This is a genomic window from Vibrio antiquarius (genome assembly GCF_000024825.1).
GTDB lineage: Bacteria > Pseudomonadota > Gammaproteobacteria > Enterobacterales > Vibrionaceae > Vibrio > Vibrio diabolicus.
In genome coordinates this window covers 1,962,423-1,977,308 of the sequence record NC_013456.1, presented here as the reverse complement: position 1 = coordinate 1,977,308, position 14,886 = coordinate 1,962,423, and the positions used below count along the sequence as shown (strand labels likewise).

Sequence of the window (14,886 nt, the reverse complement as noted above, 5' to 3'; positions counted from 1 at the left end):
CTGTGGCTAGACATGCTACATGTCTTTGTATTGCGCTTCTAAACTTGCAATCAGACTTTGAGTCACATCATCGACACTTGCACCATCAAAATGGATGTCCAATGTCGAGCCACCTTTCGTAATACTCAAGTTCGCTTCCGAGCCGCCATCTGGTGCCACTTCTACGTGATACTCTCCGACATCACCAGTATGATCACCGGACTGAAGATCATTAAGAAGCTCACCAACTTCATCTTTTGATAAGTCATCAAACAGATCGGAGAAGTCTAAAGTATCCTCATCTTTGTTGAAATCAGTAACCGTATCAACCTCGTTGGTCACTTCACTCCACTTAAAGATGTCAGAGCCCTCATCTCCCGTTAAGATATCATTACCCAAACCACCAATCAGAATATCATCACCTTCACCACCAACGAGTATGTCGTTACCACCCTGACCAAACAGTAAATCGTTGCCAGCACCACCAGATAAGTTATCCGACTTATCACCTTGGTGAGATTGGTTGAATTCTTCTAAGTTATTTTTAACGTATTCATGGATGTCTTCACCATCAATGGTAGAAACATCTTGACCCGTTTGCTGTGCCACATGTGATTGAATTGCACTCAAACCTTGCTCATTACCGCCAAATTCAATTAAATCACCCAGCAAGATATCGTCACCTTCTCCACCCTGAATAGTGTCTGAGCCTTGCTTCAGGGGCACATCTTGACCCAATATCGTTTCAGCAAGTTTAGTAACATCGATATCTGACTCTACCACACCATCAGTGTCATACTGCTTAAGTGTCTGTTCATCAACACCACTACCAAGACCTATCGACTCTACTGAAGACAATGCTGCTAACACTTGATACATATGTTGAGCTTGTGTTGAGCTGCCACCTTCATCGTAGTAACGGATAGAACCATTATATCTGTCGATATCACCAAGGGTTCTGCCTGTTAGCGGTGAATATACTTGACCGTAACTATCTATAACGACGTCACCTTTGTAGGTAACCGTCTGTCCGTATGAATAACTACTGTTACTAACTATATCTTGCAGGGTAACAAGCTTGCCAGAATCATCGACATCCAAAATCACTTTCGAGAATTCATTCGGCGCTAAATGATAGAGATGCGTTGCTCTATTTGGTTGACCATCAGTAACAAAGTACGTGATATTTTGGCCATTAGGGTTAGGTTGACTGCTAAACCATTCAACAGCTGACTGTAAACCCGCCTCATAGTTTGTGCCACCGTCACCCTCATCACCTATAGCACTATTCAGTTCTTTTACAAACTCATCTCTTGCTGTTGGAGAACTCAAGTCAACGGAAATAACTGCTGACGCACTTGAAGCAAACTCACTGAGGTGAATATTCACTGTTCCAGGCTTCTCACCCTGATTTGCAGCGCTTAACAATTCATCAAACACATCTAGTACTTCTTGCTTCGCAGTTCCTACCCAGTTACCCATGCTCCCTGAAGTATCCAAAACAAAGGCGATGTTGTAGTCCTGACCCGCAATAATCTCCAATCCTTGTACATCGCCAACAATAATATCGTGATCGTCACTGCCCGTTATCTGATCGTTCCCATGTGAACCCGACTCTAGAACATAGTCACGAGCTGTAAGCTCAACAGACTCTGTTGTTGAAGCAGCATCATTATTTGCTTCTTCAACCGACGTCGCGGTAACGCTTAGTGGGAACTCTAGACTACCTTCATAATCAAACGGCACTCTGATATCTAAAGAGACCTTACCGTTAGCATCCAGAGTGACAAGGTAATTACCGTTTGCGTCCTGATTAACGGCATGTCCATCGATATACAGCTCTACACCATCCGGCAAACCTTCCACAAAAACAGTTTGCGCCAAGCTTTCACTTCCATCGACATCAACCAAATCAACGTTAATATCAACGGGAATCCAACGCTCTTGAAGCACTTCATAGGTGCCGTCGGGCTTCAATTCAACGACTTTGTCTGCAAAAACAATTCGTTCAATTTCATATAAGTGATCACCACGATCATCACTACCTGTGTGGTCGTTTACCGAATCGATAGAACGATTATCTAGCAAAATCCAATATGGAACTTGACCTCCATGATCGTCTTTGAAGGTCATTTTGTAGTCACTGAAGTTTCCAGTTAAGTAAACCGTATCTTGGCCATCATAATCTGTAATAGTGGACGCATCATCACCATAGAAAGAGTCGTTATTACCACCGCCAATAAATACGTCATCACCGCCGCCACCGTAGAAGGTGTCATTGTAATCAGTCCCAACGAATAAGCTATCGGTATCACTTCTGTCGTTGTTGTCTCCTAGCATCACTCCGGCGTATGAGTGATTTTTTTGCACAACATCATCCAAACCAAGATCAGCAGCGACGAGTTCATTCTCTGTAGGCGCTTTATCTATCGCAGAAGTAGCTAAGTTGTGATTAGGATCAACAGCATCTCTTTTTACTAACTCTCCAACATTAATCGTGATCGCAGGGGCATCTGCAACTGCGACAACGTTGATATCAAGCGTATTTGTTGCGCCAGTATTTGTGGTGTAACTAATTAACGGAACATCACCTGACCAGTGCTCGGTAGGTTCAAATACGTAACTACCATCTTGGTTTACTAATAAAGTGCCACTGGTCAAAGATACGTTTTGACCTACCGCATAGTCAGTACCATTAATAGTAATGTGATCAACCATCAGGGTGTTGTCGTCATCAAAGTCATTACGCAATACGTTACCCTGTAGCGAATTATCTTCGTTGGTCTTCCCAATATCACTTTCCGTTTCCGTCGGTAAGTTCTCATGTACTACAACATTGATCGCTAAGTTAGACTCTGCTGAATCACCATTCGCGCGTTCTGTACTCGTTGCCGTCAAATTGATTGTGAAGTCATCATGGGAGCCAGCTGGTGGAGTCACAGTAAGTGTATCTAATGCCCAACTTGTCACGTCCAGTTCTTCATCAATAGTTGCGACAGTAATAGAACTGTTTCCATCTGAAAGGATCGCACCTACAGGTAAGCCAGTTAGCGTGACTTTAAGTGATTCAGAGCCATCTTTATCATTTAAGCTTGCTTTAATTTCAGAGAGCGGTATCGCTGTATCTTGTAACCCTTCGTTCAGCTGATATGTTTCGTAAAACGCAACACCATTAACTTCTTGTAGTTCAGACGTTCTGATATCAGTTGCTTCTAGTGCACTTTCATCACTAACTACGTAAAGACTGCTGTTGCTCAGATTGACAGGTGCTTGTCCATTAATGGATACATCCACATTAAAGTTACCCGGACCACTTTGGTTATGGTGATAAATTTCAATTGGATAAAAACCAGATACCGAAGGTGTAAAGCTAGCACCCTTAATATCACCACTGTCGCTACCCCAACGAGCTTGATCAAGTAACGTACCACCCAACTTGATTGCAAGGCTATCATCGGCTTGACCGACAAAGTCGTAACTCGAACCAGCTTCCAGATAAACAAGAGATGTGACTAGAACGGCCTCATTTGCCAAGGTTGCATTAGTACCTAAATCTTCCACATTTGACCAACTCAATTGAGTTCCATCTGCTGCATCAAGAACGTTGATCGCTGAGATTAGAGTCTCTCCATTGACCCCCATACCATCACTAGAACCAACTTGAACATTACTCCATGTCGTAACGTTAAACTCTTGTTGGGGTAATGAGTTCTCGTGCGTCACTGCGATTAAGTTCGGTTTATCAGCGATAGGGTTTACGTCTATTGTCAGTGTTGACTCTTGACCGGTACTCTGTCCATCTGTTGGTTTAAAGCCAATTTGAGCGTAACTAGACTCCTGGTCTCCGACTTGATTTCCGCCGAAACTGTCACTGCCAGACTCATTTAATTCAGGTACAAAGCGAACACTGTTTTCATCAAAGAGCGATTTATCAAGCACTTGATCGATTTGGACAGACTGCCAATCGCCTTGCGAATCTTTATACTCTAATGACCCATCGCTAGGAATCGTTGTGATTTGGACGCAGAGCTCTGATACGTTAGAGTCCACATCGCTAATACCGAATGATGACCAATCAAGCATCACTTGGGTATCTTCACTCATCTCAACCGCGGAAGGCGAAGATTCAGGTGCATCATTCACATTTACCAGAGAAACATTGACCTCGGCAGTATCAATCCCGCCAGTTCCATCGATAGCCTCAACCTGAAGCGTATAATCGCCCAAGTCAACATCATCGATTGTCTTGTTCAATGAAATCTCTCCGCTTGTCGGGTCGATATCAAAAATACCATTAGTGGTCGAGCCATCTGCAAAGCGGTATACAAGCACGTCATTATCGTGATCTTCAGCAACGACCGTACCAATAACGGACCCACTCACCGTGTTTTCGTTAACTGACCCGAAGTCGTAAACATCATCATTTGGTTTGTCACCAGCACTATCGCCGCCAGAAATAAACTCTGGAGCGTGCTGAGCATCTATAATAGAGACTGTTGCTTCATTCGAGTCACTTGCAAGCGTCGAATCTGCACCAACCGTACCAATTAGAGTCACAGTTAGGTTTTCAAGATCTTCGTAAATACCATCATCGAGAGTTTTTATATCAATCGGCGCCGACGTTTTACCCGCTGGAATCGTGACTGTGTACGTACTTGGAGCAATATAATCTTTGTCATCAACATTCCCGCCGATTGTGAATGTTACCAGTACATCTTCATCTGCTTTTTGGTCAATGTTGACGATAAATTTTGCATCACTACCTTCATCAACTGAGGATTGATCTGAGCTAATAGTCACTTTCGGTGCACTTTGGGCATCAACGATCACAACACTTGCGCTGTTATTTGAAGCAATGCTCGCATCAGCGCCATCCACCTCTTTAATGGTTACTGTGAAAGATTCTGCGCCCTCATAAATACCATCGGTGAGCGTCAGTAAGTCAAGAGCCGCTGAAGATTGACCCGCAGGAACTTCAACACTAAGAACGCCAACAAAATCTTTTCCATCTTGGGCCACGCCACTATATTCGACATGAACCGTAACACTCTCATCTGCAACTTTATCAAGTGTCAGCGTAAAGCCTGCCGTTTCACCTTCATTTACACTGTTTTGATCGGCACTAATACTAACTAAAGGTGCAGGATCAGAATCCACAATATTTGCGTTACCAGTTGCAATACCATTACTGGTGACACTACCGATTTCCGTAACCGTCAGACCAAAGCTCTCATCACCTTCATGGACATTATCTAGTTTGGTCGGGACAGCGACTTTAATTTCAGCGACACCTAGAGGTATGGTAACGTCTCCATTAGGCGCCATATCTAATGTTTGAGTTTGACCATGAGTATCCACATAGGTCACTACCATAGTGCCTAAATCAACATCTTCCGCAGTATAGCTATCATTTGTTGTTGACTTCAGATTGACGACAACGGCCTCTTGAACAGGGTTAGAGAGTAAAACGGTAAATATTGCGTCAGTTCCTTCAATGACATCGCCGGCATCTACTACGCTAAGTTCTGTACTATCATTATCAAGAACTGTTGCCGTCCCCGTTTCACCGCCGAGCTCAAGAACGATCGTTTCGCTGCTTTCCACAACCAAATCATCAATAGTCGGAATCGATATTTCGAAGCTACTTATACCTGCAGGAACAATCAAGTAACCACCTAAGAAAACAACACCATTTGTGTAGGTTGCATTTGATAGATTTACGTCATTCTTATCAACTGAAGAACCTTGAGCAAGCATATCAACTTGGTACTTAACAGCAGTACTGGTGACTTCATCTAGAACAACCGAAAAAGTGACATTGTCACCCTCAGTCACGCTATCACCGACCACAGACAGACTTGGCCCATTTTCAGCAACATTACCATCTAGCATTTCATTAACGATATTGACTGTAGATGGATCGCTAACGCCACTTTCAGAGTCGACGGCCACATATCCAAAGCTGTCCTCTGCAGGAACACCTTCTACATAACGTAACTCCCAGTTACCTTCATTTTTCGTAGAAAAATCTAACTGAGTAATGACCGAACCTTCAGGAAGAGCTAGATCTTTCCCATAACCAACGCTTGTTTCTTGGAATAGCATGAAGTTGCCTTCAGGCTTCAAAAACTCGAACGTTTGAGTCTGTTGGACATTATTTGAATCTAAGTATGTAACCGTAATAAGCGCTGCGTTGTCATCACCGTAATCAAACAATCCACCTAGTCCATCTAGTCCAAGGTTTACGCTGCCCACAGGGTTATTAGACAAATCGATCGTAATCGTTTCACCCTTCTCAATACCCTGCCCATCATTGTCAGCGATACCATTGCCGATATGTGACACCTGGCGGTTGTACTGTGCAAGCTCACCGCTATCAGAAGAAATGGTGATAGAGGCTCCATTTGCTAAATGCTCAGTACGTGAATTTGATGGACCACCATCCTCACTTAATCCCCAGTTATTGAAATCTGTTGTAGATTCCGAGCCATTAGGCGTATTTGGACGATCTTTGATACCTAATAAGAAGCCAACATTATCAGCTTCATAGTAAAGACTGTCTTTGTCATAAAGCGTATCGCTTACTTCTTTAATTTCGTGCAACTCACCGTCACTATCTTTAAAGAACAACGTACCTGATGTTGGCAGTTCAGTAATCCGAACATGTAGATCGTTGCTATTTAAGTCATCTTCAATATCCGCTATCTGATCCTGAGAGTCGCCATCACCTAAAGGTTTCGTATCGGTATCAAACACAACGTGCGTAAGCTGATCATCGGCCACATGCGTAAAGTCTTCACTGTCAGGTTTGTCGTTTACTGGCGTGACATCAACTTTAACAATGGTGGATTCACTGACGCCCCCAGACGTAACGATGTAGGTGAAGCTGTCTGCCCCGTGATAGTTATCGTTTGGCGTGTAAGTTACGCTGCCGTCAGGGTTGACCGCGACCGTGCCGTTGGCTGGTCCGTTATTGGTATCGAGCGACACCACTTTATCGTCACCTTCGAACGTGTCGTTACCTAAGACCTTGACGATGGTCGGCGTGTCTTCCACAACCGTCGCTTTATCTGCCACGATGTCCGCCACAGGCGCTACCGTGAAGTTCACCGTTTGGCTGACGCTTTCACCACTTGAGTCTTTAGCTGTGAACGTAATTGTCTCTTTGCCATTCCAATCCGCAGTCGGAGTGATGGTGGCAACGCCATTCACAATAGAAATTTGGATGTTGTTATTGCCAGAGACTGAGAATTCTAGCGAGGAATCGGAATCTTTGAATACTTCATTCAAGTCTATCTTGTATGCATCGAAATCTTCCGATAACACTTGGTCTGCAATCGCATTTTCAACAGTCGGTGCATCGTTAACACGATTCACAATCAAACTATCACTGTCGTTAGCCGTTGGATTAGCACCATCCGAAACTGACGCGCTGATAGTCAGATCTTTAAGGTTAAGTTCATCGTTGTTAATCGCATCGACGCCCGCTTGAGTCAGCTTGACTTCATTGCCAACCAACACGAAGTAACCGTTTGAATTGTTTTCTAAAGAAACGGTTAATTGGTCTTCTGGAGTATCAGAATCAGCGACTTCCAACGTCGCCACTACCGTATCAGTGCTCACTGCGTCTTCAGTAATGCTTTCCACGGCATCAACCTTGATAGTTGGTGCATCGTTTACTGGGTTAACGGTAACGGTAACCTTCGCTTGGTCAGTCAGCACACCGTCGGTGATGGTGTAAGTGATCTCAGCATCACCATTGAAGTTTTCTGCCGGAGTGAAGACGAGTTTTCCATCCACCACTTCAACCGTACCCTGCTCTTTAGGTACAGAGGCTGATTCAATACTCAGCTTATCGCCATCCACATCAGTGTCATTTGGCAGAACATCAATAGTAACTGCGGTGTCTTCTTGTGTCGTAGCGATGTCATCTTTCGCCACAGGCGCATCGTTGACCGGTGTCACATCGACGTTCACCGTGGTGGACTCACTTACGCCACCGGAGGTGACGAAGTAGGTGAAGCTGTCTGTACCGTGGTAGTTGTCGTTTGGCGTGTAAGTCACGCTGCCGTCAGGATTGACCGAGACCGTGCCGTTGGCTGGGCCGTTGTTGGTATCCAGCGACACCACTTTGTCGTCGCCTTCGAACGTGTCGTTACCTAAAACTTTAATGATGGTTGGCGTGTCTTCCACAACCGTCGCTTTATCAGCCTCAATGTCCGCCACAGGCGCTACTGTGAAGTTCACCGTTTGGCTGACGCTTTCACCGCTTGGATCGGTGGCAGTAAAGGTTAGGATTTCTGAGCCGTTCCAGTCTGCCGTTGGAGTGAACGTAGCAATGCCATTGACGATCGCCACTTGGATGTTGCTGTTGCCAGAGACGCTAAACGTTAACTCGCCATCAACGTTATCCACATCGCTGAAAGCGGTATTTAGATCGATGGTGTATGGCGTAAAGTCTTCCGCCAAAGTTTGGTCTGCGATGTTGCTTTCAACTACAGGCGTGTCGTTCACCGCATTTACTGTAACGGTCACCTTCGCTTCGTCGGTCAATTCACCGTCCGTAACGATGTAGGTGATTTCAGCGTCGCCATTGAAGTTCTCGGCCGGAGTGAAAACAAGTTTGCCATTCACCACTTCAACCGTACCCTGCTCTTTAGGTACAGAGGCTGATTCAATACTCAGCTTATCGCCATCCACATCATTGTCGTTTGTCAGAACATCAATAGTAACTGCGGTGTCTTCTTGTGTCGTAGCGATGTCATCTTTCGCCACAGGCGCATCGTTGACCGGTGTCACATCGACGTTCACCGTGGTGGACTCACTGACGCCCCCAGATGTGACGATGTAGGTGAAACTGTCTGTACCGTGGTAGTTGTCGTTTGGCGTGTAGGTTACGCTGCCATCCGGGTTGACCGAGACCGTGCCGTTAGCTGGACCGTTATTGGTATCCAGCGACACCACTTTATCGTCGCCTTCAAACGTATCGTTATCTAAGACCTTGATGATGGTTGGCGTGTCTTCCACAACCGTCGCTTTATCAGCCTCAATGTCCGCCACAGGCGCTACTGTGAAGTTCACCGCTTGGCTGACGCTTTCACCGCTTGGATCGGTGGCAGTAAAGGTCAACGCTTCAGAGCCGTTCCAGTCCGCAGTTGGAGTGAACGTAGCAATCCCATTGACGATCGCCACTTGAATGTTGCTATTGCCAGAGACGCTAAAGCTCAGCTCGCCATCCACGTTATCCACATCACTGAAGGCAGTATTTAGATCGATGCTGTATGGCGTAAAGTCTTCCGCCAAAGTTTGGTCTGCGATGTTGCTTTCAACTACAGGCGTGTCGTTCACCGCATTTACTGTAACGGTCACCTTCGCTTCGTCGGTCAATTCACCGTCCGTAACGATGTAGGTGATTTCAGCGTCGCCATTGAAGTTCTCGGCCGGAGTGAAAACAAGTTTGCCATTCACCACTTCAACCGTACCCTGCTCTTTAGGTACAGAGGCTGATTCAATACTCAGCTTATCGCCATCCACATCATTGTCGTTTGTCAGAACATCAATAGTAACTGCGGTGTCTTCTTGTGTCGTAGCGATGTCATCTTTCGCCACAGGCGCATCGTTGACCGGTGTCACATCGACGTTCACCGTGGTGGACTCACTGACGCCCCCAGATGTGACGATGTAGGTGAAACTGTCTGTACCGTGGTAGTTGTCGTTTGGCGTGTAGGTTACGCTGCCATCCGGGTTGACCGAGACCGTGCCGTTAGCTGGACCGTTATTGGTATCCAGCGACACCACTTTATCGTCGCCTTCAAACGTATCGTTATCTAAGACCTTGATGATGGTTGGCGTGTCTTCCACAACCGTCGCTTTATCAGCCTCAATGTCCGCCACAGGCGCTACTGTGAAGTTCACCGCTTGGCTGACGCTTTCACCGCTTGGATCGGTGGCAGTAAAGGTCAACGCTTCAGAGCCGTTCCAGTCCGCAGTTGGAGTGAACGTAGCAATCCCATTGACGATCGCCACTTGAATGTTGCTATTGCCAGAGACGCTAAAGCTCAGCTCGCCATCCACGTTATCCACATCACTGAAGGCAGTATTTAGATCGATGCTGTATGGCGTAAAGTCTTCCGCCAAGGTTTGGTCTGCGAGGCTGCTTTCAACCACAGGCGTGTCGTTTACGGCATTCACGGTGACGTTGACCGTCGCTTGGTCAGTCAGTGCACCATCGGTGACGGTGTAAGTAATTTCGGCGTCACCATTGAAGTTCTCGGCCGGTGTGAAGACCAACTTGCCGTCAACAATTTCAACTGTACCTTGGTCACTCGGCACAGATGCCGAGTCAATCGACAGCTTATCGCCATCAATATCGGTGTCGTTTGGCAGAACATCAATAGTAACTGCGGTATCTTCTTGTGTTGTTGCCGTGTCATCTTTCGCCATTGGCGCATCGTTCACTGGCGTCACATCGACATTCACCGTGGTGGATTCCGATACCCCGCCTGACGTAACGATGTAGGTGAAACTGTCTGTACCGTGGTAGTTGTCGTTTGGCGTGTAAGTTACGCTGCCGTCAGGGTTAACGGAGACCGTGCCGTTAGCTGGACCGTTATTGGCATCGAGCGACACCACTTTGTCGTCGCCTTCGAACGTGTCGTTGCCTAAGACCTTGATGACTGTCGGCGTGTCTTCAACAACCGTCGCTTTGTCTGCCACGATGTCCGCCACAGGCGCTACCGTGAAGTTCACCGTTTGACTAACGCTTTCACCACTTGAGTCTTTAGCTGTGAACGTAATTGTCTCTTTGCCATTCCAATCCGCAATCGGAGTAATGGTAGCAACGCCATTCACAATAGAGACTTGGATGTTGTTATTGCCAGAGACGGAGAATTCTAGCGAGGAATCGGAATCTTTAAATACTTCATTCAAGTCGATCGTGTATGCATCGAAATCTTCCGATAACACTTGATCTGTAATGGCATTATCAACTGTTGGCGCATCGTTAACACGATTCACAACCAAGCTATCACTGTCGCTAGCCGTTGGATTAACACCATCCGACACTGACGCGCTGATAGTCAGGTCTTTAAGGTTGAGTTCATCGTTGTTAACTGCATCGACGCCCGCTTGAGTTAGTTTGACTTCATTGCCAACCAACACGAAGTAACCTTTTGAGTTGTTTTCTAGCAACACCGTAAGCTCATCTTCCGGCGTGTCAGTATCGTGAACCGTTAAGGTTGCGACTACCGTATCAGTGCTCACTGCGTCTTCAGTGATGCTTTCTACGGCATCAACCTTGATGGTTGGCGCATCGTTCACTTGATTAACGGTAACGGTCACCTTCGCTTCATCGGTCAATTGACCGTCCGTTACGTTGTAAGTGATTTCGGCGTCGCCATTGAAGTTTTCTGCCGGTGTGAAGACGAGTTTTCCATCCACCACTTCAACCGTACCCTGCTCTTTAGGTACAGAGGCTGATTCAATACTCAGCTTATCGCCATCCACATCATTGTCGTTTGGCAGAACATCAATCGTCACTGGTGTGTCTTCGTCAGTAACAGCGGTATCATCTTTTGCCACTGGCGCGTCATTGACCGGTGTTACATTGACTTCAACGGTGGTGGATTCAGACACTCCACCTGATGTCACGATGTAAGTGAAAGTATCGTTACCGACGTAGTTATCATCAGGTGTGTAGGTTATCGTGCCGTCGTTATTTACGATGACGGTGCCATTTTCAGGCCCCTTATCGGCGTCCAAAGACACCACTTTATCAGTGCCTTCGAACGTGTCGTTACCTAAGACATTAATGATGGTTGATGTGTCTTCGACTACATCCGCACTATCAGCCTCAATGTCAGCTACTGGTGCTACCGTAAAGTTCACCGTTTGACTTACGCTTTCACCGCTTGGGTCTTTAGCTGTGAACGTAATTGTCTCTTTGCCATTCCAATCCGCAGTCGGAGTGATGGTAGCAACACCATTCACAATAGAAATTTGGATGTTGTTATTGCCAGAGACTGAGAATTCTAGCGAGGAATCGGAATCTTTGAATACTTCATTCAAGTCGATCGTGTATGCATCGAAATCTTCCGCTAGCACTTGATCTGCAATGACGTTATCGATAGTCGGTGCATCGTTAACACGATTCACAACCAAGCTATCACTGTCGTTAGCCGTTGGATTAGCACCATCCGACACTGACGCGCTGATAGTCAGATCTTTAAGGTTAAGTTCATCGTTGTTAACTGCATCGACGCCCGCTTGAGTTAGCTTGACTTCATTGCCAGCCAACACGAAATAGCCGTTTGAGTTGTTTTCTAAAGAAACGTTTAATTGATCTTCTGGCGTATCAGTATCAGCGACTTCCAGCGTCGCCACTACCGTATCCGTGTTCACTGCATCTTCAGTGATGCTATCCACGGCATCAACCTTGATGGTTGGCGCATCGTTCACTGGGTTAACGTTAACGGTCACCTTCGCTTCGTCGGTCAATTCACCGTCCGTAACGATGTAGGTGATTTCAGCGTCGCCATTGAAGTTTTCTGCCGGTGTGAACACCAGTTTGCCATCAATAATTTCGACTGTACCTTGAACACTCGGCACTGACGCCGATTGAATAGACAGCTCATGGCCATCCACATCGGTGTCGTTTGGCAGGACATCAATCGTCACTGGCGTGTCTTCGTCAGTAACCGCCGTGTCATCTTTTGCCACAGGCGCATCATTGACCGGTGTCACATCGACGTTCACCGTGGTGGACTCACTTACGCCACCGGAGGTGACGAAGTAGGTGAAGCTGTCTGTACCGTGGTAGTTGTCGTTTGGCGTGTAAGTCACGCTGCCATCAGGGTTGACCGAGACCGTGCCGTTGGCTGGGCCATTGTTGGTATCCAGCGACACCACTTTGTTGTCGCCTTCGAATGTGTCGTTACCTAAGACCTTGATGATGGTCGGCGTGTCTTCCACAACCGTCGCGCTGTCTGCCACGATGTCCGCCACAGGGGCAACTGTGAAGTTCACGGTTTGACTAACACTCTCGCCGCTTGGATCGGTGGCGGTAAAGGTCAGTGTTTCTGAGCCGTTCCAGTCCGCAGTTGGAGTGATCGTGGCAATACCATTGACTATCGCTACTTGAATGTTGCTGTTGCCAGATACGCTAAACGTTAACTCGCCATCGGCATTATCCACATCGCTGAAGGCCGCATTCAGATCGATCGTGTATGGCGTGAAATCTTCCGCCAAGGTTTGGTCTGCAATGCTACTCTCAACCACTGGCGTATCGTTCACGGCATTCACCGTAACTTTGACCGTCGCTTCGTCAGTCAGCGCACCATCGGTGACGGTGTAAGTGATCTCAGCGTCGCCATTGAAGTTCTCGGCTGGCGTGAACACCAGTTTACCGTCAATAATCTCGACTTGACCTTGGTCACTCGGCACAGACGCCGATTCGATGCCTAACGCATCGCCATCGATGTCAGTGTCGTTTGGCAACACATCAATCGTTACTGAGGTATCTTCCTCTGTAATTGTTGCGTCATTAAGGGCAATAGGCGCATCGTTAACTGAGTTTACTGTTACCGAGACTTGAGCTTCATCCTCTAGCTCACCATCTGAGATAGTGTAGCTAATAGTTGCATTACCATTGAAGTTTTCAGCCGGAGTGAAAACAAGCTTACCATCGACAATCTCAACGATACCTTGCTTTTCTGATACAGAAGCAGAAGTAATGGATAAATCGTCACCTTCAATGTCACTGTCGTTAGCGAGCACATCAATTAAAACCTGGGAATCTTCGTCAGTTTGAATCGCATCGTTAGTCGCTATTGGCGCGTCATTAACAGGCTTAATATCTAAATTAGCATTGCCATTAATAACACCCCCATCGTCATCAATGATGTCATAGGAGAATGACACTTCAGTATCATCATCAGCTTCTGGGATATAAGTCCAAGATCCATCGTTGTTATCAATTAAAGTTCCATTCCCACTCTCAATAGTGACGTTTGTAACGATAAGAGTATCAGCATCGTCAATATCGACATTCGATAGTAATTCTTCGGTAGTTATCGTGATGGGATCGCTATCTTCTTCGATAGCGCTTAATGTCACTGGAGAATTAGTAAGTGGTTTATTTGAGCCATCTCCACTGGTTTCTATATTTGTTGCGAAAAAGTCATTTAAGGTCAACGCTTGTGTTTCAGATAAACCGAGGGATTCCAAGCCAATAGTTTCAAAATTTGTTGAGGCCAGCACTTCAGTGCCATCCCGTGCAATCGTGGCACTATTTTGTAAACTTGAACCACTGTTTTCACCCGCAGCTGGCGCGAGTTCTTCATCAACTATAGAAGGGTCTTGACCTTGCTCAATAGCACCAATAATTCGTGCCACATCATCAGAAATATCTTTTGAGCTTTGCTCTTCAGTTAGTTGAATGTTCAAATTTAGAGGTGCAGCATCTGTCGTTGCCACTACCACTTCACCTGGTAGGGGCTGTTGTCCTTCTGTTAGGACTCTCAGTTCCCCATCTAAACCTATTACGACGACTTGATTACCGAGTGACACTAACGCTGTACGATCCATATAAATCTTAACCCTAAATAACTGTCAAGTTTTTGACTAACAATACTAATTTGCTATATATTGCCTGATTATATAGTGCAATAACAGCAATTTGATGCTCAATTAAGTAATTATGTGTCATACATCAATAGGAATCTATGCGCATATTTGTCTTGTTTTAATAAAAGCCACTCAACTCTTGTTAAACATCAATTTCACTTTAAAATCGGGATCCTTATTCAAAATTTAGACCCACCAAATGAATTGATTTATCAAGAATGAAACAAATGAACAATGAATCAACAGGTTACTTCATCGTGTATTAATGTTATTGTGCGCTAAATT

Annotated in this window: 1 protein-coding gene; it reads right to left on the bottom strand. The window is 45.8% G+C overall.

What is annotated here, in order from left to right; all coding sequences use genetic code 11:
- Positions 1-15: 15 nt before the first annotated feature.
- On the bottom strand, positions 16-14,562 hold the full coding sequence (locus VEA_RS09340; RefSeq protein WP_012841790.1) for a tandem-95 repeat protein: 14,547 nt from the start codon (positions 14,560-14,562) through the stop codon (positions 16-18).
- Positions 14,563-14,886 lie beyond the last annotated feature (324 nt).